The organism is Chryseobacterium culicis (assembly GCF_900108365.1).
Lineage (GTDB): Bacteria > Bacteroidota > Bacteroidia > Flavobacteriales > Weeksellaceae > Chryseobacterium > Chryseobacterium culicis.
This window is the reverse complement of record NZ_FNWQ01000001.1, coordinates 460,320-480,951: the sequence shown is the minus strand read 5'-3', so window position 1 is coordinate 480,951 and position 20,632 is coordinate 460,320. Positions and strand designations below refer to the sequence as shown.

General features: G+C 37.9%; 18 protein-coding genes. 10 read left to right on the top strand and 8 right to left on the bottom strand.

Going from position 1 to position 20,632, the window contains the following annotated elements:
- Positions 1-4: 4 nt before the first annotated feature.
- Entirely contained in the window at positions 5-907 is a 903-nt protein-coding gene (locus BLW74_RS02115; protein ID WP_089689811.1) for a helix-turn-helix domain-containing protein, read from the top strand.
- A gap of 68 nt (positions 908-975) precedes the next feature.
- Positions 976-1,923 carry a methionyl-tRNA formyltransferase gene (fmt, locus tag BLW74_RS02110; protein WP_089689810.1) on the top strand — a complete coding sequence of 316 codons (948 nt, stop codon included), beginning with the start codon at positions 976-978 and terminating at the stop codon, positions 1,921-1,923.
- Between the two features lie 93 nt (positions 1,924-2,016).
- On the opposite strand, the gene ribB is transcribed toward fmt, so the two are convergent.
- Positions 2,017-3,138 carry a 3,4-dihydroxy-2-butanone-4-phosphate synthase gene (gene ribB, locus BLW74_RS02105; protein WP_089689809.1) on the bottom strand — a complete coding sequence of 374 codons (1,122 nt, stop codon included), beginning with the start codon at positions 3,136-3,138 and terminating at the stop codon, positions 2,017-2,019.
- A gap of 54 nt (positions 3,139-3,192) precedes the next feature.
- The gene (locus BLW74_RS02100) at positions 3,193-4,209 is read right to left on the bottom strand and encodes an LLM class flavin-dependent oxidoreductase (protein ID WP_089689808.1); all 1,017 of its coding nucleotides are present in this window, start codon (positions 4,207-4,209) and stop codon (positions 3,193-3,195) included.
- Between the two features lie 231 nt (positions 4,210-4,440).
- On the opposite strand from BLW74_RS02100, the gene BLW74_RS02095 reads away from it, so the two are divergent.
- The 3 genes from BLW74_RS02095 to BLW74_RS02085 all read left to right on the top strand — a co-directional run bounded on the left by BLW74_RS02095 (position 4,441) and on the right by BLW74_RS02085 (position 6,343).
- Complete coding sequence (locus BLW74_RS02095) at positions 4,441-4,896, top strand: hypothetical protein (protein ID WP_175579915.1); 456 nt, start codon at positions 4,441-4,443, stop codon at positions 4,894-4,896.
- Positions 4,897-5,334, top strand: a complete 438-nt coding sequence (locus BLW74_RS02090; RefSeq protein ID WP_139265681.1) for a hypothetical protein — start codon at positions 4,897-4,899, stop codon at positions 5,332-5,334.
- A 160-nt stretch (positions 5,335-5,494) separates the two neighbouring features.
- Positions 5,495-6,343, top strand: a complete 849-nt coding sequence (locus tag BLW74_RS02085) for a M12 family metallopeptidase (RefSeq protein WP_089689806.1) — start codon at positions 5,495-5,497, stop codon at positions 6,341-6,343.
- 34 nt (positions 6,344-6,377) lie between these two features.
- On the opposite strand, the gene BLW74_RS02080 is transcribed toward BLW74_RS02085, so the two are convergent.
- On the bottom strand, positions 6,378-8,504 hold the full coding sequence (locus BLW74_RS02080; RefSeq protein ID WP_089689805.1) for a helix-turn-helix domain-containing protein: 2,127 nt from the start codon (positions 8,502-8,504) through the stop codon (positions 6,378-6,380).
- Between the two features lie 82 nt (positions 8,505-8,586).
- On the opposite strand from BLW74_RS02080, the gene BLW74_RS02075 reads away from it, so the two are divergent.
- On the top strand, positions 8,587-9,039 hold the full coding sequence (locus BLW74_RS02075; protein ID WP_089689804.1) for a hypothetical protein: 453 nt from the start codon (positions 8,587-8,589) through the stop codon (positions 9,037-9,039).
- Between the two features lie 106 nt (positions 9,040-9,145).
- Here the strand turns inward: BLW74_RS02075 and BLW74_RS02070 are convergent, their stop codons facing one another.
- Complete coding sequence (locus BLW74_RS02070) at positions 9,146-9,682, bottom strand: gamma carbonic anhydrase family protein (RefSeq protein ID WP_089689803.1); 537 nt, start codon at positions 9,680-9,682, stop codon at positions 9,146-9,148.
- A 163-nt stretch (positions 9,683-9,845) separates the two neighbouring features.
- Between BLW74_RS02070 and BLW74_RS02065 the strand changes: the two genes are divergently transcribed.
- From BLW74_RS02065 to hemH, 3 genes are read left to right on the top strand one after another with little or no spacing between them, the layout of a single operon-like run.
- Positions 9,846-10,724, top strand: a complete 879-nt coding sequence (locus tag BLW74_RS02065; RefSeq protein WP_089689802.1) for a NifU family protein — start codon at positions 9,846-9,848, stop codon at positions 10,722-10,724.
- Between the two features lie 10 nt (positions 10,725-10,734).
- Positions 10,735-11,262: an NADPH-dependent FMN reductase gene (locus BLW74_RS02060; RefSeq protein WP_089689801.1), complete on the top strand. Its 528-nt coding sequence runs from the start codon at positions 10,735-10,737 to the stop codon at positions 11,260-11,262.
- A gap of 14 nt (positions 11,263-11,276) precedes the next feature.
- The gene (gene hemH, locus BLW74_RS02055; protein WP_089689800.1) at positions 11,277-12,305 is read left to right on the top strand and encodes a ferrochelatase; all 1,029 of its coding nucleotides are present in this window, start codon (positions 11,277-11,279) and stop codon (positions 12,303-12,305) included.
- Between the two features lie 77 nt (positions 12,306-12,382).
- Here the strand turns inward: hemH and BLW74_RS02050 are convergent, their stop codons facing one another.
- The gene (locus BLW74_RS02050) at positions 12,383-14,341 is read right to left on the bottom strand and encodes a M4 family metallopeptidase (RefSeq protein WP_089689799.1); all 1,959 of its coding nucleotides are present in this window, start codon (positions 14,339-14,341) and stop codon (positions 12,383-12,385) included.
- Between the two features lie 368 nt (positions 14,342-14,709).
- Entirely contained in the window at positions 14,710-15,927 is a 1,218-nt protein-coding gene (locus BLW74_RS02045) for a type IX secretion system plug protein (protein WP_089689798.1), read from the bottom strand.
- A gap of 70 nt (positions 15,928-15,997) precedes the next feature.
- On the opposite strand from BLW74_RS02045, the gene BLW74_RS02040 reads away from it, so the two are divergent.
- Positions 15,998-16,636: an MBL fold metallo-hydrolase gene (locus BLW74_RS02040; protein ID WP_089689797.1), complete on the top strand. Its 639-nt coding sequence runs from the start codon at positions 15,998-16,000 to the stop codon at positions 16,634-16,636.
- 60 nt (positions 16,637-16,696) lie between these two features.
- On the opposite strand, the gene BLW74_RS02035 is transcribed toward BLW74_RS02040, so the two are convergent.
- Both BLW74_RS02035 and BLW74_RS02030 read right to left on the bottom strand, forming a co-directional pair.
- Positions 16,697-19,126 carry a TonB-dependent receptor gene (locus BLW74_RS02035; protein WP_089690620.1) on the bottom strand — a complete coding sequence of 810 codons (2,430 nt, stop codon included), beginning with the start codon at positions 19,124-19,126 and terminating at the stop codon, positions 16,697-16,699.
- Between the two features lie 23 nt (positions 19,127-19,149).
- The gene (locus BLW74_RS02030) at positions 19,150-20,631 is read right to left on the bottom strand and encodes a trehalase family glycosidase (RefSeq protein ID WP_089689796.1); all 1,482 of its coding nucleotides are present in this window, start codon (positions 20,629-20,631) and stop codon (positions 19,150-19,152) included.
- Position 20,632 lies beyond the last annotated feature (1 nt).

Genomic DNA, 20,632 nt, shown 5'->3' with positions numbered 1-20,632 from the left:
ACAAATGCAGTATCAACGAATTAAAACAATAAGCGACTATCACAAGCTAATGGGGCTTCCGGGACCACAGCATCCTTTGATTAGCCTGGTTAATTTCAAAAACTTTCCCAGTGCAAATCGCGATCAGCCCCTGCATATATTCTATGACTTTTATGCTATTTCTGTAAAAAGAGATTTTGATCTCAAGATGAAATATGGCCATTCAGCTTATGATTTTGAAGAAGGTGTTATGTTTTTTATTGCTCCGGGCCAGCTCTTCAGCATTGAAGCCAATGCCGCCTCCCATATTAAGCATGCAGGCTGGACCTTACTGATACATCCTGATTTTCTTTGGAATACGCCTTTGGCAAAGGGAATCAGAAAGTATGAGTTTTTTGATTACAAAGTTAATGAGTCATTATTTATCTCTGAAAAAGAAGAATCTGTTATCATCAGTATTTTAGAAAACATTGATCATGAGTACAATACCCATATAGATACTTTCAGCCAGCAGATTATAATTTCCCAGATAGAAACTTTATTAAGCTATTCGGAAAGATTTTATCAGCGTCAGTTTATAACACGTAAAAAGGCAAACCAACAGATTTTAGGAAGGCTTGAAGAAATCCTTGAATTCTATTTTGAAGATGAAGTTAAGTCTCTTCCTTCGGTACAGTTTGTGGCAGAACAGCTCCATTTATCTTCAAGCTATTTAAATAATATGCTAAAGACAATTACAGGGTTATCCACACAGCAGCACATTCATGAAAAACTTATTGAAAAAGCTAAAGTGAAACTTTCCACCACTGAATTATCTATAAGCGAAATAGCTTATGAGCTTGGCTTTGAACACCCGCAGTCCTTCAGTAAATTATTTAAAAGTAAAACAAGCCAGACACCGCTACAATTCCGAGCAGGCTTTCATTAACCATACGATAAAACAGATCATTCCATCTCCTACCTTCGACTCTCAGATCAAAAACTTATCTTTGCAGTATGAAATCATTGAAAGTCGTTTTTTTAGGAACTCCTGAGTTTGCAAAAACTTCTTTGGAGGCCATTGACCAATCCCACCATGAGGTGGTAGGTGTAGTAACAGTAGCTGATAAAGCAAGCGGACGTGGACAGAAAATTCACCAGTCACCGATAAAAATTTATGCAGAAGAAAATAATATTCCCGTTTTTCAGCCGGAAAAATTAAGAAATCCGGAGTTTTTGGAAGAGCTTAGAAAACTGAATGCCGATGTTTTTGTGGTAGTAGCTTTCAGAATGATGCCTAAAGTTCTCTTTGAGATGCCTAAAATGGGTACTTTCAATCTTCATGCCTCTCTGCTTCCTGATTACAGAGGAGCTGCCCCTATTAACTACGCAGTGATTAACGGGGAAAAGAAATCGGGAGCCACTACATTCTTTATTAATGAAAAAATTGATGAAGGGAATATTCTTCTTCAGCAGGAAATAGAAATTTTACCAGATGAAAACGCTGGCAGCCTTCATGACAGATTGATGGAAATGGGTGCGAAGCTGGTCGTTAAAACCTTAGACGGCCTTGCAGAAAATGCTATCGAAGAAAAACCTCAGCCCCATGTAGAACATCCTAAAAATGCCTATAAAATTTTCAAGGAAGACACAAGAATCAGTTGGGAGCAGCCTTCAAAAACTGTTCACCAGTTTATTTTGGGAATGTCTCCTTATCCTGCTGCTTTTACAACCTTAAAGATTGAAAACGAGGAAAAAGGACTAAAAATATTCGGAGGTACGTTTGAACTTTCTGACCATGGGAAACCGGCAGGAACTTTAGAGATTTCAAAGAATGAATTTAAAATCTATACACAGGATGGCATCTACTTTCCGCTTGAGCTTCAGCTCGAAGGCAAAAAAAGAATGAATGTAAAAGATTTCCTCAATGGTTTCAGGAACTTTGAAGGAATAGCATTAAGCTAAAATTCATTTTAAATACCAATAAAAAAGGTTTAGAAAATTCTAAACCTTTTTTATTGACAAACCGTCAGGATTATCCCTGACGATCCCATTTTATTATAATTGTACCATCTCAGTCACTTCTACATCATATCCTCCAACCTGAGGCTTGATATTAGGGTTTTGAGTGATTACTTTAAACTTATTGATTCCTAAATTCTTTAAGATCTGTGTTCCAATTCCATAATCTCTGTAATTGTACGCCAGCGTAGGATGCTGCTCCTGACCATCCTGATAGTTCAGGAACTGCTGAAGCTTTCTCAAAGTATTTTCAGAGTTAGAAACGTTGTTGATGAAAATGATAGCTCCTTTCCCGGCTTCATTTACCATATTGGTTACTTTTTCCAATAATGGCTTCTCTCCGTTGTTCAGTCTTGTTAATACATCGAAATAAGAATCTGAAGACTGCACTCTTACCAAAACAGGTTCATCCACAGTCCATGCACCTTTGGTCAAAGCAAAGTGAATCTGATCATTAGAAGTTTCTCTGAAAGCATAAAAATCAAAATCACCATAATGCGTTTTCACTTTTTTCTCTTCAAGTCTTTCTACCAGATTTCCTTTTTTAAGCTGATAATGGATCAGGTCTTCAATGGAAACAATCTTCATGTCATGTTTTTGCGCGAATGCGTGAAGCTCGGGCAGACGAGACATAGTACCATCTTCATTCATAATCTCACAGATTACTCCTCCTTCTTTCAAACCTGCCAAATGGGTCAGATCAATAGCGGCTTCAGTATGTCCGGCTCTTTTCAATACCCCTCCTTTTCTTGCACGAAGCGGGAAAATATGGCCAGGTCTCATAAAATCCGTAGGTTTGGATTTTTCATCCATCAGGGCTAGAATGGTTTTTGCTCTGTCACCTGCAGAAATTCCGGTAGATGTTCCGTTACCCAGCAAATCAACCGATACTGTGAAAGCAGTTTCTTTAGGATCGCTGCTTCTGCTTACCATCACTTCAAGACCAAGCTCATCACATCTTTTTTCAGGAAGCGGCATACAGATCAGCCCTCTTCCGTGAAGTGCCATAAAATTGATAATTTCCGGCGTTGTCAGTTCAGCAGCACAAAGAAAATCACCTTCATTTTCTCTGTCTTCATCATCTACTACTATGATTATTTTACCATTTTTAAGGTCTTCAATAGCCTCTGGAATAGTATTTAATTTAATATCGGACATTTTTACTTTTTATTTTTGCAAAGATACTCATAAAAATAAGCATCTGCCAACTAATTATGAATGGTTTATTACGCTTTGGATAGAGTTCGCTGCTGCTCTGAAAATCTCATAAGACCTCAGTCTTTTCTGATGGTCATAAATGTGAGAATTGATCATCAGCTCATCTACCTGAAATCTTTGCTGAAAATCTTTCAGCTTTTCCTGCACTTCTGCCTGATCCCCTATAAATGTATATCTCAGTTTCTGCAGAACCATAGATTTTTCCATGGGCGACCAGATTTCATCCATATCGTCAACGGGCGGCGCAAAAGGCTTTCTGTCGTTCCTTACAATGTTGATAAATGCCTGGAATAAAGTAGTCGAAATTTTATGAGCTTCTTCCGAAGTTTCTGCTGCTACACCATTTACACAGGCAATGATATAAGGCTTATCTGCATATTTTGAGGGTTCAAAATGCTCTCTGTATATTTTAAAAGCCATTTCCATCTGCTCCGGAGCAAAATGTCCTGCAAATGCATAAGGCAATCCCAATTCTGCTGCCAGCCAAGCGCTGTCTGTACTTGATCCCAGAATATAAAGCGGCACATCCAGTCCTTCGCCGGGAATGGCCCGAACCATCGCATCTGAATTTTCTTTTGAGAAATATCTTTGAAGTTCAAGGATCTGTCTCGGAAACTGTTCGTTGATAATGGCGGGGTTCCTTCCTAAAGCCTGAGCTGTCAACCCATCCGTTCCCGGAGCTCTTCCTAATCCAAGATCAATTCTTCCGGGGAAAAGTGATTCTAATGTACCGAACTGTTCTGCAATCACCAGAGAACTGTGGTTAGGAAGCATAATTCCTCCTGAGCCCACTCTTATTTTTTGTGTTCCATTGGCAATAAAACCTATTAAAACGGAAGTCGCCGAGCTTGCAATGCTCTCCATATTGTGATGCTCTGCCAGCCAGAATCTTTTGTAATCTAAATTTTCAGCGTGATTAGCCAATGATAAGCTGTCCTGAAAAGTATCGTGAATGCTTTTACCTTGCTTTACGGGAGCAAGATCTAAAACAGAAATTTCAAAATTTTTCATAGTGAGATCGTTATTTTTTCAAAAGGGGATAAGAATCTCCTCTGTCAGTTTCATGATTTAAATTGGATTCTTAAAAACCAAACAAATTTAAGACATATAAACCGCATTAGTTACTTTTTGTAATTAATAAAAACAATTGATCAGTTCAGGGAAAAACTATTGGAATAAAATTTTTGCTTATTTGATTTTACTTATAAGATTTTGAGTTAAATTGCAGTATCAAATCAGAACATGCAAACAAAAATAATGTATATCGAAAACAAATCCTACGGTCATCACGGGCCGGCATGGATTGGTTTTGTAGAATTTTCAAAATCCGGAAAAACTGTTTATTTCAATAGCAAGGCACTCAAAAAACTCAAGAGGCCAGGAATCAACGCTAATCATTTTGATATAGAAACCGGTGAGGAATATTGGATATCTGGCGTAAAGAAAAATGGTCAGGACAGGCATCAATTTGGTGGTGGAAAAATTATGATTGATAAAAACTCTATTAATGACTATCTAAAGCTGGTAGACTTCAACTATATTGATGAAAAGTATTTTGAAATTGTCGAATTTTCCCGAACAGACAAAAGCCTATTTAATGAAATAGAAAATACAGAAACTGAATTCAGAGACAAAAGTTATCATGCTACTTTTTATGATAACAACCGCAGAAAATTAATATTAGATACAAAAATTTAAATGAAAAATGTTTATTTGCTCCTTTTATCATTCCTTTTAATGAGCTGCTCCTTCAATCAATTTTATAAGGACAGAGAATCTGATAAAACAGATGGTGAAAAAATTCCCATAAAATTTTATTGGGAACTCCGCTATGGAAAAAATCCTGATGATATTTATAAATTGTTTGGTGAGAAGTTTTTTCAAGTGACCGATAAAGAAAAACTTGTGAAGCTTATGAATACAGTCAATGAAATTGGTCCCGTTGAAGAATATAATCTCGCCAAATGGGAAACAATGGTTGTGAAGGGAAGTAATGCACGAAGTCAATACTTCTTCATGTATAATGTAAAAAGAGGTACTAAAAAAACAGAAGAATCTTTTACTTTAGAAAAGAATAAAGATGGAGACATAAAAATTGTTGGTTACAGAGTAAATCAAGATATGCTAAACGAATAATAATAAAAAGGGTTTGAAAATATTCAAACCCTTTTATTATTTTACATCTACAAACCCTCCAATTAAATAATCATCATAAAAAAGTTTTTTTAACATTTATAATTCATCATAAAGAGAAATATTCATTATATTCGTATACCAAATCTTAAAAAAATTGAATATGAACAAAAAACCAAACCGGCTGTTCTATCGGCAGATCCTGACAGGGAAAACGGTATTGATGAGTTTTCTTGTCGCTGCAACAATAGCATCCTGCAGTAAAAACAATGAAGACATTGCTTCTGAAGCACAATCCAGCGCCTTCAACGCAGACAATCTAAAAAAAGGAAAACTGGGAGGCCAGGACATTATTTATGAAAGAAAAAACGGAATGAATTTCTTCGAGGGAGATATGGTTCTTTCTGACAAACAGTTATCCGAAGGTAATGAAGTCAATAAAGGAGGGGCTAGCTATTCAAGATGGCCAAGCGGTAAAATTTATTACACCATTGCCAGTAATATGGGTTCTATCAACGTTAATAAAATCAATTCCGCCATCAGCGAGTATAACAGCAAAACCAATACTCAATGGATCTACCGTACCAATCAGTCTAATTATGTTGAGTTTATTTTCGGAAGTTCATCCGGATCGGATGGCTGGGCCCATATCGGGTACCAGGGCGGAAAACAAACGGTTTCTTTGGACCAGTACATTTCTGTAGGTTCGGTCATTCATGAAATGGGTCATACAGTGGGACTTTACCATGAACATACCCGTAAAGACAGGGATCAGTATGTAAAAATCCTTTGGAACAATATCCAAAGCGGACAGTCTTATAATTTTAATATTTACAGTTCCGGAACAGATATTGGGCCATTCAATATTAATTCGGTAATGATGTATTGGCCGACATCTTATTCTAAAAACGGACAACCCACCATTACCAGAGCAGACAACAGCAGTTTCACGTATAACAGAACCGGATTTACAACCGGAGATATTAATACCATAAATGCCATGTATCCTTAGTTTCAAAAATTCATTTCAAATCAAAAAAGAACTCCTAGGAGTTCTTTTCTTTTTTATAATTGTAATGATTGATTAAAATCCTTATTTCGTTAAATTCAAAATGACTTGGCAGTGCATTTTTCCACTCGGTAAGTGTCTCGTGCGGATTTTTGTAAAACTCATCTTCAAAAGCTTTAATCTTGTCTGAGGTGATGACTCTGGAAATATCCAGCAGTCCCTGCTCTGCAAATTTGGCAAGATGCCCAATCACCGTTTCTTTCACCAGACCTCTTTCCAAGGCAATTTCTCCGATGGTTTTTCCCTGTTCAAATAACTGGAAGGTCAAAACCTGTGAAGGAACTTTAGCAATTTTCAGATTAATTTCCTTATCATTCTTTTCATCTAAAAGTTTCGTTTCAAGAAGGTGGATGTCTCTCAGGCTGTTCAGGTATTCTTCAATATCTTCAAGCCAGCTTTTAAACTCTTCATTATATTGTTTTAAGCCTTTCGCTCCTTTTATTTCGGCGTAAAAATCTTTCAAAGGATCGAAAATTTTATTTCTGATTTCTGTAAAAAAGAAATTGACGGCTCCTTTGGATTTACTTTCAATCTCAGTCCATTCTTCTTTCTGCTCAATAAAAAGATTAACTTTCTGAAAAATGATGCGTTCCAGCTTTTCAAATATTTTTCCAAGATTTACCGCTTCATGTTTCAGCTGAAGATAAAGCTGCTTGGTTTTCGCATGGTCAATATTCTTGGTAACAATCGAAAGGTTATTCCACTCCTCCACTTCTTTTAAAAACCATGTACAATCCAGCGTGCGAAGTACTTTTCTGATACTGTAATCGTATTTTTCCTGATTCAGAATGGCTTCCACATGATCGTTGGCAATGGTGTCGGTATGGAAATGTAAAATCCTGTTATCCTTGAAAATAACTTCAGGAGTAATTTTTGATTTCAAAACAATTCCCTCCAGCGTTCTGCAGCGGGATAAAGCTACATATACCTGCCCGGCAGTAAAACTTTTCCCGGCATCAATAATCACTTTATCAAACGTTAAACCCTGGCTTTTATGAATGGTAACGGCCCAGGCTAATTTGATCGGAAACTGCTCAAAACTGCCCAACACTTCTTCTTTAATATTTTTTTCAGTATCAAGGAAGTATTTTTTCTGTTCCCAGGTTTCTCTTTTCACCACAATTTCCCTTTCGCTTTCGTCCAGTACAACACGGATTTCATTTTCGTCCAAGCCGATAATTTCACCCAGTTTTCCGTTAAAATATTTCTTTTCTCCGGAAATATCGTTTCGGATAAACATAATCTGTGCACCAATTTTCAGTTCCAGAAACTGATCATTCGGAAATTGATTTTCTTTGAAATCCCCTACCAGTTTAGCTTCATAAATCTGAGGCTCCACTTTAATCTCCGCCAGCTTCTCCTGATTGATTTCATCTGCCATTTTATTATGAGAGCACAGATACACGTAAGACTCCTTTCCCATATCAAAATCAGGATCATATCTTTCATTGAGGTGGTTAAAATCTATATGGTCCACATCACCATCACGGATGGCATTCAGAATTTCAAGAAACTCCTCATCAGACTGTCTGTACACTTTTGTCAGCTCAATGGTGACAATAGGAATTTCCTTAATGGCATGGCTGTCAAAAAAGAAGGGAGAATTGTAGTACATTTTAAGAATATGCTCATCTCTCACTACCGGAGGAAGCTGATACAGATCACCAATGAACAGCATCTGAACGCCTCCAAATCTCTGATTATTCCTTCTGATAAATCGCAAAGAAAAATCCATCATATCCAGCACATCTGCCCTAAGCATGGAAACCTCATCAATAATGATGATCTCAACTTCTCTGAGCAGCTTCAGCTTATCTTTACGGTATTTGAAATGAGGCATCAGATCGGCAATATTATTAGCCAGACTGGTATCTATCCTTTCTGTTGTAGGAAGAAAGGTTCTCAATGGCAGCCCAAACATAGAATGGATGGTAACCCCTCCGGCATTAATAGCAGCAATACCTGTGGGAGCCACTACGATATGCTTTTTCTTAGTCCGTCTTACAAAATCATTAAGAAATGTCGTCTTTCCCGTCCCGGCTTTCCCGGTTAAAAAAACGCTTCTGTTGGTATATTCTATTAAGTCAAAAAAATGATTGTTCATCGTTGTCAAAAGTACGGAAATGAATTTGAATTTCTTACCTTGGCATAAGTTTTGAAAAATTATAAAAAAGAAAAAGTTTATTGTGAAAAAATTATTCTTTCATGTTCCGGTAATTGTATTATGCACTATATTAACCTTAGTTTCATGTAATACATCCAAGAATGCTAATACCAATCTGCCGATTGATATTGCCAACAGACCTGCCGACGAAGACAGCCAGAAATATGAACAGGCGCAGCTTGACGGACTAAAAGCATCTATCGAATCTGAAGTATCAGGAGAAAAATGTACCGATGCCAGCGAATGGGATTTTGCACCTATGGGAGTGAAGCCTTGTGGCGGTCCTCAGCAATATATTGCTTATCCGAAGAAAATTGAAACTGCTTTCCTGAAGAGAGTAAATGAATATACAGACAAAGTAAGGGCTTTTAATGAGAAGTATAATATCATGTCCAACTGTGTCGCGATTACTCCGCCTACCTCTTTAAAATGTATCCACGGAAAGGTAAGGCTGATAACGCCTGATCCCAACTAATCCTAAAACAAAGGTTCTATATCAAATCGAAAAAAGCTCTGTCAATGAACGGAGCTTTTTAATTGACAAGCAAAGCGAATTGACTATTCTCTATTCACCTGGCTGCCTAGAACTGATGATCCTTCACATTCTCCTTATACCACGATGAGTATTTCACATAATTATCTGCAATTCTGTTCACTTCTCCTTCCAGTAACTGGGCATTAATATCTTTAATTTTTCTTGCAGGAACTCCTCCCCATACTTCTCCTGATTTTATATGGGTGCCCTGAGTAACTACAGAACCTGCTCCTACAATAGAATTTTCTTCCACCAAACAGTCATCCATTACAATAGCTCCCATCCCTATCAGGACATTATCCTTAATGGTACATCCGTGTACAATAGCATTATGACCTATAGAAACATTGTTTCCTATATTCAGAGGGTGTTTCTGGTAGGTACAGTGCAGCATTGCATTATCCTGTACGTTTACCTTGTCCCCCATTTTAATGTAATGAACATCACCTCTGATTACTGCATTATACCAAACGCTGCAGTCTTTTCCCATGGTAACATCTCCAATAATGGTAGCAGTTTCTGCTAAAAAGGTATTTTCACCAATTTGTGGTGCTTTTCCTAAAAGTTTTTTTATAAGTGCCATAAGTATTAATTTGAAAATTTGAAAATATGCCCATTTGAAAATTAGAATATACTATCATTACCGGTATCTAAGTTCTAAATTACAGCGATAGCAAAAATCTAACTCTCAATTTTCAGCTTCTAAGTTCTAATGCGTATTTTTGTATCTCAAATTTAACGAAAAAATGCGTACCGTACTTATAGAACCTACCGAAAACCCTAAAGTAATGAAATTTGTTGCTGATTACAATCTCATTCCTGGGTCTTTAGAGTTGGACAGAAATTCAGATATATCAGAAATTCCTTTAGCTCAGGAACTTTTCAATTATCCGTTTGTGGAAAGAATATTCATCACAGCTAATTTTGTTGCTGTAGCCAAACAGGATACCGTAGAATGGGAACATGTAGCTGAAAGTCTGAAAAATGTTATAGAAGACGAGCTATTGGCTAACCCAAGAATTTATCTTCAGAAGAAAAAAGAAATGTATCAGATCTATGCTGAAATGACTCCGAACCCGAATGTAATGAAGTTTGTTTCAAGCAAATTACTGATGGATGGCTTCGTGGAAGTAAAATCGAGAGAGGGAGCTGATGGGGTTCCTTTGGCACAAGCTATTTTTAAAGAGTTTGATTTTGCAACGGAAGTTTTCATTTCTGACAATTTCGTAGCGGTTACAAGAGATAATTCGGTAGAATGGCATCAGGTAATGATGACTGTTCGTGCACTTATTGCGGAATATCTTCAGAATGGTGGTGAAATTGCCAATATAGAACCTCAGAAACACGAAAATCCTGTTGAAAAAATCATCAACAGAGATTATACAGAAGATGAGCAGAAGATTTCTGACATTTTAAATGAATATGTAGCTCCGGCAGTAGAAAATGATGGCGGAAAAATTTCCTTAATGGAATACGATCAGGAGAACAAAACAGCGAAAATGCTTTTACAGGGAGCCTGCTCGGGTTGTCCAAGTTCTACGGCTACTTTAAAAAACGGAATTGAAAATATTTTAAAGCAATTCGTTCCTGATTTGGTAGAAAGAGTGGAGGCTGTAAACGGATAATAGAGCTGAAATGCCTCACAGAAAGAAAATTGTAGTGATTATTGGAAGTGCTTCGGAAAATTCCGGCAACCTGAGACTGATGGAACAGGTGACGGAAGGTATGAGCAATACAGATTTTGAGTTCCACAATGATCTTTCTGCTCTTCCCCATTTTGATCCGGCCCTTACGGAAGGAAATACGCCTGACGAGGTCATACGGCTAAGAAAAGCGATTGAAAATTCATCGGGAGTTATATTTTCCACTCCCGAATATATCTTCAGCATTCCGGGAAGATTAAAAAATATGCTGGAATGGTGTGTATCCACCACGGTTTTTTCTGAAAAGCCTGCAGCTGTAATTACAGCATCAGCAAGCGGAGAAAAATGCCACGAAGAGCTATTATTAATCTTAAAAACGCTGGGCGCAGCTGTGGATGATCAACATCAGACATTGATAAAGGGAATAAAAGGCAAATTTGACAGCAATGGCGTGCTGGAAAGTAATACCTTTGCTAAAGTATCAGAATTAGTAACAGATTTTATAACTTCTGTTTCATAACAAAATTTAGAATATTGAATAAGAAAGGAATTTTACTGGTTAACCTCGGATCACCGAGATCAACTGCCGTAAACGACGTAAAGGAATATCTTGATGAGTTTTTGATGGATGAGAGGGTAATTGATTACCGCTGGATCTTTCGTGCGCTTCTTGTACAGGGGATTATCCTGAAAACAAGACCTGCAAAATCTGCTGAAGCATATAAAACGGTCTGGACAGATAAAGGATCTCCATTGATTGTCATCACCGAACAAATTCAGAAAAAGCTTCAGAAAGTGGTAGATGTTCCGGTGGAAATCGGGATGCGTTATGCACAGCCCAGCATTGAAACCGGTATTCAGAAACTGGTAGATCAGGGAGTAACGGAAATTGTTCTTTTCCCTTTGTATCCTCAATATGCTATGAGTACTACGGAAACCGTGATTGAGAAGGCCGAAGAAGTAAGAAAAAAGAAGTTTCCAACGATCAAGATCAATTATATTCAGCCTTTTTATAACAGAGATATTTACATCAACTGTCTGGCGGAAAGCATTAAGGAAAAGCTTCCTGAAAATTTTGATGCCCTTCAGTTTTCGTATCATGGCGTTCCGGAAAGACATATTTACAAAACAGATCCTACAAAGACGTGTAATCTTAATGACTGCTGTTCCAGAGAAGATAATCCGAGCCATCAGTTCTGCTACCGTCATCAGTGTTACAAAACAACACAGCTTGTGATTGAAAAGCTCAATTTACCTAAGGAGAAAACAATCGTTTCTTTTCAGTCAAGATTAGGAAAAGACAAATGGATTGAGCCTTATACCGACGAAACGCTTGAAACAATTGGCAAAAAAGGAATAAAAAATCTGGCCATCGTGTGTCCTGCATTCGTTTCTGATTGTCTGGAAACGCTGGAAGAGATTTCTGTGGAAGGAAAAGAGCAGTTTATGCATGGTGGAGGTGAAAACTTCCATTATATTCCATGCCTGAATGATGAAGACCGATGGATTGATGTGGTAAAAATACTTTGTGAAGAAAAACTGAATGATTTTTATTTGGTATAATTCAATTCACTCAAATAAACAAAAGGCCACAAGAACTAACTTGTGGCCTTTTCGCTGAATATATTAAAATTTGGTGTCTATTTTTTGATAAGATTTCCTGCTTTCTCTCCGTTTACAGTTACCACATACACTCCTGGAAGTAAGTTGGAAGGTAATTGGATGTTAAGTTGATTGGTTCCGTCTTTCAGTTCCACTTTTTCAGAAATTTCTTTCTTACCCGTAAGGCTTACCAGCTCTACCACTCCTCTTCCCGCTTTACCTTCGAAGTTTACAGTAAATCTGTCTGTTGCCGGATTCGGACTGATGGTATAATTGGAAACATTTGAAGTGGCTGCAACAAGTCCTGCCGGAGAAGTTCCGCCACCTACGCCTACTGCATTCCATGCATTTTTAACCTGAGTCACTTCATTGCTGGTTGCTCCGTAAAGATCAGTAGCAGCCTGTATAGAATAGGTTCTTGTATTGGCATAGTTGGATGAAGACGTAAGGTAAGTCGTCAATGTTCTGTAAGCGATAGCTCCTGCTTTATCCAGTCCGATTCCGGAAACATTATAAGCGAAGCCGTTATCGTTAGTACCTGTACCACCGGTTACCAGTAAATAATACCAGAAGTTAAGCACTCCGGAATTGGTATGTACTCCACAATAGTCATTGGTATTTTGCCCTGGTACTGCACAACCTGTAGTCGTAGCGTCTTTCCAGTAGGTCCCTTTATACGTATCCGGCTGACGGTAAGCATTAGGATTAGACATATCTCTGATCACGTAGCTGAAATCTTCTCCCAGCGTCCAGCTTGCCTGTGTGGGTCTCGCCCAACGTTCTATCGTATTCCCGAAAATATCTGAGAAACCTTCATTCAAAGCTCCCGGTTCTCTTTGGTATACCAGGTTGGCTGTTTTAGAAGTTAAACCATGAGTAATCTCGTGCCCGCAGACATCTATTGCTGTTAAAGGTTTACCGCCGTTTGTAGTAGAGCTTCCATCACCATATAACATTCTTGAACCATCCCAATAGGCATTGAATACATTGTTTCCATAATGCACATATGATTTGATGGCAAAGTTATTATTGTCAATACTCTTTCTTCCGTATTTTGAATAGTAATAATCCAGTGTCATTTCTGCGCCCCAGTGAGCATCGGTAGCATATTGGTCTTTGTTGGTATTAACGTTATTCCAGGCGTTATCTGCATCCGTAAAATCTACAGCGGATGAAAAATTAGTGGTTTTCTTAAGATTATAGGTTTCCACAGAAGTTCCTGCATTTCTACCTGTTTCTCTTAGCCGGTAGCTTCCGTTATAAGAATCAGTTACAATATTTCTGTTTCCACTGTAAACTGTTGTTGCTGTACCCGGAGCATTTACTTCGTGAATAATGGCATCCACTCCCAATACTTTTCCGTTTTTAGCATCTACGAAAACGTATTGTCTGCTTAAAGGCTTTTCCGCATAAATATCAAATTTATAAGCTAATGTTAGGTTATTCAGTTTTTCGTCTGTGGGATCTGAATAATAAACCAGTTCACCTTTGGGAGCAAAGCTTGCATTGGGATCATTAGCGTCTTTCTTTAAAAAGTCTTCCTCCTCTTTATTCTGCCATCTGTAGGATTCTGCTCCTACAAATGATAAAGCATTCTGCAGAGCGATATTTTCAGAAATATTAGCTTTTCTTTCAGCATTTTTCGGAACATTAAGAACCCATTTTCCTGATTGTCCTACAATTTTCCCTCCTTTAGTCTGTACAGCCATCATCCCGTATTCCACAGGAATACCATTTACGGTCTGTTGAAATCTGTGTGTTTCAAAACCTAAGGCATCTTTTTCAAGTCCCAACTTGAGCCCCTGCCCCGGAGAAAGTCTCTCTGTAGCTTCGTCAAATAAAACAGGGCTTCCCTGAAAAGCTGGTGCGTTTTTGTCGAATCTCATAAAGTCTGCATGCAGCCCGCTTTTACCGGGATTTAATTTGGATGGTGTGTTTTGTGCAAAAACAAAAGAGCAGGCGGCAACACTTGCCACTAAGATAAATTTCGTTTTCATAATAATATTTGGTTGGTTGATTGTGCTGACGAATTTATAAACTTTTCACAATAAAATGATATAAATCATGATTAAAATTCAATAGATATTATTAATCAATAAACAAAACACAATGATGATTTTAAAACAAAGAAAATTATTTAAATATAATTTTTCTACAATGTAATTTTTAGATTAAAATATTTAATTAAAATCAAAATTTTGTGAATTATTATTTTTCACTATGCCGTGCATTATATTTAAAAAAATTAATGCAAATCTTAAATTCAACGATTAAACATCTTCAATTTTGACAAAAAAAATAAGGACTATCCTATGAGACAGTCCTATTTATATATTTTTTTACTTAAATACGATCAGATTATGATCTATTTTTTATTAGCAATTGGTGTTCTGAACTCACCATAGCCCATTAATCCATCATAATTTCTTCCGAAAGGCGCATAATAAATAAATGCCTGATAAAGATTTTCCGTCTGCCAGAAATTACCATTCACTTCTCCAAAGTTCAACCCGTTTTCATCTTTTGTCACCAAAACATAGTTATAAAAACCTTGTTTCAGGAATATTTTAGCAACATACTGTTTGGTAGCTGCATCGTACTGCATCTGATTTTCTTTGCTTGGTAAAAAATTATTAAACCCTCCCAACACATAAATCTCTTTATCTACAGGATCGGATTCCAGATAGAAATGTACCCAGGAGTAATCGGCTTCTCGTTCTGCATCTCTTTCCCTGCCTAAATCATTTCTTCTGTAATACCATGCTCCATTTACATCCGGCTGATACTGATAATTTAAAGGGAATGCCCACACCGGATGAAGATAGGTCTGGTTCACCTCATCTTTTATTTCCGTAGCGCGTACCATATCAGCTGCCATATTCATATTTTTATTATCGAAATAATAAAACTCATTATCCCCCGGGAAGGTAAGATTCATTTGCTGGAAAAGTATCTGATTTCCTAAGACACTGCTCGGTTTAAGGTTAGAAATGACCATATTCGGATTGTTATTCTGCATCACATTCATCGTAATGGAATTAACATTGGAAGAAATATCTCCTCCTTTCGGAGATACATTCACTTCTACCCTTTGGTTAAGATTGGGCTTTTTGGCATCTGCAAATCTTGAAATATTCAGTCCCACGGAAGTTACATCTTCTACCAGGTAAAACCTTTTTTTGAAGAGCGGCTTATCCGCAGAATCTTTATAAACAATCAGTTCATAATTCCCTGAAACCTTCAGCTGGATTTTATCATTCGGGAAAACCAGTTTATAGTGGGTATACGCCTGCAGCGTGTTGAAAGAATACTGAAACTGATCCAGCAGTGCATTCATACTTCCGGTAGCAAATTCTGTAAAAAACAGATTATCTTCATTCCAGTTTCTGTCGTAATGCTTGAATGTGTATCTGTAGATCTGACTGCCGTTTGTAAGATCATCAAAGCCCAAAACCAACTGTTCTCCTATTCTGATTACCGGAGTTTCGTCATTGGTCTGAGGATTGAACAGCTGAATACTTTGGATATTTTGTCCAAAAACCAGTCCGCCTAAAAAAAGTAAGAGTATTCGTAAAGTTTTCATTACGACGAAGATAACGAAAAATAGCCATTTTCTTAATAATATCGTATTTTTGAATAAAAAATATTCAGATATGCTTCAGATTCAAGGTTTCGTATTCAATTTTGCGAGCGAAAATACTTATATCATCTATAACGAAAATAAAAATGCGTGGTTAATTGATCCGGGAAATATGAGCGGGCAGGAAACCGAGGCGATCAGTAATTTTATTACCGAAAACGGGCTGAAAATTCAGAAAATCCTTTTGACACATGCTCATATTGATCACGTATTCGGGCTTCAGTGGGCTTTTGATACGTTCAAAGTACCTGTGACTATGCATCAGGAAGATCAGGAAGTGCTGGATATGCTTCAGGCAAGCGGGATCAGGTTCGGAATGCAGATTGATCCTGTAAAAGTGGAGGTAAAATATATCAATGAAGGGGATGAACTGGATTTGGATGGGGAAAAGTTTACAATTTATCATGTTCCGGGACATTCTCCGGGAAGCGTGGTTTATCATAATGCCCGTCAGAAATTCATGATTTCCGGGGATGTGCTTTTTGAAGGCAGCATCGGAAGAACAGACCTTTATAAAGGAAATTATGATCAGCTGATTGAGGGCATCAGATCCAAACTTTTTACTCTGGATGATGATACCAAGGTTTTTTCAGGACACGGCAACCCGACAACTATTGGATTTGAGAAACAGTATAATCCGTTTTTGAAATAAAAATATGAACCCACCGGAAAATTCCGGTGGGTTCATTCTTAAGAAGAAATAGAGTTTGTTTTAGAAATCTAAAGTAATGGATGCTCTTACAGCAGCTCCCATGATAGGTCTTGCCATGATGGTTCCATCTCCTGTGGGTGATCCCGCTCTTGGATCTCCTTCTGTAATACCAATGGTATTAAAGATATTGGTTCCGTCAACTGCAAAGCGTATTTTTCCTAACTGATAAGAGGTACCTGCACCAAATTCCGTGAAGGAAGGCAACGTCTGCACATTCATCTCATCCTGGAAACGTTTTCCATAGTAATTCATGCTTGCATAAGCTCTCCAGGCTTTTGTGATATTAACTGCCGGTGAAATATTGAAGAAAAACTTCGGCATTCTTCGTACTACATTTCCTTCGAGAAGACTTCCTGCTTCAAGGTTTTTATATTTTGGGCTTTGCACCGTTCCGTTGAATGAAACTTCCAAAATATTGTTGAATAAACGGGCGTACCCTTCAAATTCAACCCCATAGTTCTGGGTATTGGCAAAAGTATTTTCAGATTTTCCATTAGAGAAAATATCTGTAAAGGAAAGATTCTTCAATGTGGAATAGAACGGAATTACTGCGATATCAAAAGTACGCGAATAATATTTGTACCCTACTTCCAACTGGTTGGTTGTTACAGATTTTAGAGGTTTGTCCGGAGTCGGGTTGGAGAAATAATTGTAGTATGCTTCTTCATTCGGAGATCTGAAACCGTTAGAAAAACGGGCATATACAGCATTTTCTCTGTTGATTTTATAATTAGCCGCTAAAGTGAAAGACACTTTATCAATATTATAATTCCAATACGTGTATTTGTTTCCTAAAACACTCATATTATCATCGGCAGTTGTGGTGTTGAAACCATGAGTTCCATCAGTTGTTAACCCCGAATTATTTAAATTGGCAGTGGTTGTATTGGCAAAATTTCCTTTATAATAATCGTGGCTGTAACGAAGACCTCCGTTTACACTTAAAGCATCAGTAATGTTATAATCTAAGTTTACATAAAGATCATTCAGACTTCCCTGTGTTTGCGTATCTCTCTGGAGGAACGTCATGTTGGTTACTCCGTTATACGTTTTTGAATATCCATTATCCAAAGGCGTGAGAGAAGTATCTACCAGGTTCAGCAATTCCGGTCTGTCTGTTGCAGTAGCAAGGATATTACTCCAGTTCCAGTATTGATGCGACTTCCAGTTTGATTTATAGAATCCTGCCGTAACGTTTCCTTTGTCAAATTTATAGTTGAACTGTAAATCGTTCACAAAGTTGTTCATCTGCTTGTCAATAGCCCAGAAGCCCAGTTCCTGTACGAATTGAGGATTAACAACTCCACCATTGCTTACCAATGAATACTGGTAATTGCTTCCGGAAATCCCACTGCGTTTCGCAAAATCTGCGGCGGTGTATGGTGCTCCGGCAGGGAAAATCCCTGTATAATTCATATTGATATTCGTATATCTGGTTTTGTTTAAAACACTGAAATTGTTTCCAAGATCATATTTAAACTCAGCACCCAGCACATCTACTTTAGGATGAATTCCGTCTTCCAGGTTTCTTTTGAAAAACCCGCCTCCTGCTTGTGGAATATTCAGCTGGCTGATTGCCCTGTAGCTGTATGTTCCGTAATTAGGATCAAAACCTGGGAATCCTTTCAGATCATCTCCATTCTGCGTCAAAGGAATCGGAAGGAAGAATGTATTTCTGTCGTCTAGTTTTTTATAGTACACTTTTACATATCCTTTATCAAAGACATATTTCAGATTCATTCTGATCTGACCTCCGTCATTGGCTTTAAAGCCTGTCTTTCTGATTCCGCTGTCTGTTCTGTAGAAACCTCCGATATTGAAGAATAGCTTATCCTGAACCAGTGCACCGCCAACGTTCAGATCTGTACGCATCAGGCCGTAGGTACTTGTTTCCAGTTTTGCGGTTCCTCTGAAATCATTGGTTCCTTCTCTGGTAATAAAGTTGATAAGCCCTCCCGGAGAATTGGTTGCAAAAATAGAACCGGACCCTCCTCTTAAAGCTTCCAGACGGCTTACCGAATTATCCACACGGAAAAAGTTGTCTGCATTAGCAAATTGAAGTGCCCCATCTTCGAAGACCGGAAGTCCGTCTTCCTGCACCTGTACAAATTCATAAGCACCGGCAGAAGGAATTCCTCTTGCAAAAAGGTTATTCCCTACTTCACCTCCTGAAGTTTCCACAGCAAATCCGGGTACCCTCTGCAATAAAGCAGCCGCACTGATCGGGTTTTGCTTCTGAATTTCTTTCGCACTAAATGTGGAAATCGCAGTACTGGATTCTATTTTTTTCTTCGGGCTGGAATTTCCGGTAATGACAATCTGATCTATAGAAGAAACTTTTGCCGAATCTTTCGGTGTTTCCTGGGCATAAGCATTATTAAAGTATAATGTAGCTGTTGCGGCGATTAAAAAGATCGATTTTTTTTTCATAGCCATATTTTTTATTGTTAGTTTCAGTTATGTTGTAATTGTAAATACACTCCATTGGTCCAACCGAATCCATCCTGATTGGGGTATTCCCCGCCGCCTGCTATTGTTTCTGTGTCTAATGCATTGTATTTTTCCATCAGCTTCCCGGTGTTTCTATAGACTCTTTCTACATTGGAACACCAGTTGTTTTTAATTTTCTCTGCCAGCTCATCAAAGCCGTAGTTTTTCATTGCTTTAAAACCTAACCACTGATAAGGAGCCCAGGCATTGGGAAGATCCCACTGCTGCCCTGAATTTTTGGTGGTAGTCACTAATCCTCCCTGGTAGAGAAACTTCTCAGCAACTGCCTTAGCAACTGCCTCAGCCTGTTTCTGATCTGCAATTTTCAGGAATAAAGGATAAAGAGCAGCAATATGTTCAGACGGTGTGTTTGTGTTTTTTTTAGTGTGATAATCTTTATAATTGTTAGTATTTCTATCCCAGAAATAGGTATTGATCATCTGTCTTCGGCTTGCTGCTCTTTCTGAAAAATAATTGTTTTTTTCACTCAGATTCTGAAGTGCTGAAGATTTTGCTAAAGTCATTTCCAAATGCCACAAAAGGCAGTTGAGATCAACCTGCGCCAGATTCAGCGTTTCTATCGTCTGTATATTCTCTCCGTCTGCAAACCATCTGCTGGAAAAATCCCAGCCGGATTCACAGGCGCTTCTTATATTTCTGTAAAATTCGTCTCCTGAAGCGGTCTTATGATCTTCAATGTCGATCAGATAGCTTTCAGGCCGTGGTGCGTTTTCTGAATCATAATACCGGTTCAGAATATCACCATCTGTTGTTTTGACTACTCTTTTTACACCGGAACCATTTTGAAGTTCCTCGTGGCCGTTCATCCAGAAGGCATATTCTTTTTCCAAGGTATCGTGATATTGCGTATAAATTCCTTCGTCCTGCGTTGTTTCAAAAAGAAGATCGAGCATTAATGAAAAATAAGGAGGCTGCGATCTGCTTAAAAAATGTGTTCTGCTGGCATTGGGAACAAATCCTACATTTTGGATCAGGTAGGAACAGTTCTCAATAATGTTTTTCATCATTTCCACTCTTCCCGAAACCTGTAATCCAAGCATAATAAAATAGCTGTCCCAGTAGAAGAACTCATTAAAACGGCCTCCCGGAACAATGTACGGCTTGGGCAGCTTCAAAAGTGTTCCGTTCTCTTCGTAAGCTGTACGGGTAAGTTCATCCCATAATTTTTCAATATGCTCATCTATCGGAAGGTGATCTTCTCTCTGGACCGAAACTCTTGCTCCTAAAAAATCAAAATGTGTCATCACAAAACCCTTAAGGTCAAAACCTTCGGTATCTTTTGATTTTTCATAATCTTCATTAATCTTTGCAATTGGAAACAGGGGAACTGCATCCGTCATCATTTTCTGATCTTCAAAAATTTCAGATCGCTGTACCTCATCAAACAGACTTTGAATTTCGTTTATGTAAAGCTGATTATTCATT

Bases quoted from the DNA above. Each gene is read 5' to 3' on its own strand.
- BLW74_RS02115 (WP_089689811.1), top strand. From the start codon at position 5: ATGCAGTATCAACGAATTAAAACAATAAGCGACTATCACAAGCTAATG.
- fmt (WP_089689810.1), top strand. From the start codon at position 976: ATGAAATCATTGAAAGTCGTTTTTTTAGGAACTCCTGAGTTTGCAAAA.
- ribB (WP_089689809.1), bottom strand. From the start codon at position 3,138: ATGTCCGATATTAAATTAAATACTATTCCAGAGGCTATTGAAGACCTT.
- BLW74_RS02100 (WP_089689808.1), bottom strand. From the start codon at position 4,209: ATGAAAAATTTTGAAATTTCTGTTTTAGATCTTGCTCCCGTAAAGCAA.
- BLW74_RS02095 (WP_175579915.1), top strand. From the start codon at position 4,441: ATGCAAACAAAAATAATGTATATCGAAAACAAATCCTACGGTCATCAC.
- BLW74_RS02090 (WP_139265681.1), top strand. From the start codon at position 4,897: ATGAAAAATGTTTATTTGCTCCTTTTATCATTCCTTTTAATGAGCTGC.
- BLW74_RS02085 (WP_089689806.1), top strand. From the start codon at position 5,495: ATGAACAAAAAACCAAACCGGCTGTTCTATCGGCAGATCCTGACAGGG.
- BLW74_RS02080 (WP_089689805.1), bottom strand. From the start codon at position 8,504: ATGAACAATCATTTTTTTGACTTAATAGAATATACCAACAGAAGCGTT.
- BLW74_RS02070 (WP_089689803.1), bottom strand. From the start codon at position 9,682: ATGGCACTTATAAAAAAACTTTTAGGAAAAGCACCACAAATTGGTGAA.
- BLW74_RS02065 (WP_089689802.1), top strand. From the start codon at position 9,846: ATGCGTACCGTACTTATAGAACCTACCGAAAACCCTAAAGTAATGAAA.
- BLW74_RS02060 (WP_089689801.1), top strand. From the start codon at position 10,735: ATGCCTCACAGAAAGAAAATTGTAGTGATTATTGGAAGTGCTTCGGAA.
- BLW74_RS02050 (WP_089689799.1), bottom strand. From the start codon at position 14,341: ATGAAAACGAAATTTATCTTAGTGGCAAGTGTTGCCGCCTGCTCTTTT.
- BLW74_RS02045 (WP_089689798.1), bottom strand. From the start codon at position 15,927: ATGAAAACTTTACGAATACTCTTACTTTTTTTAGGCGGACTGGTTTTT.
- BLW74_RS02040 (WP_089689797.1), top strand. From the start codon at position 15,998: ATGCTTCAGATTCAAGGTTTCGTATTCAATTTTGCGAGCGAAAATACT.
- BLW74_RS02035 (WP_089690620.1), bottom strand. From the start codon at position 19,126: ATGAAAAAAAAATCGATCTTTTTAATCGCCGCAACAGCTACATTATAC.
- BLW74_RS02030 (WP_089689796.1), bottom strand. From the start codon at position 20,631: ATGAATAATCAGCTTTACATAAACGAAATTCAAAGTCTGTTTGATGAG.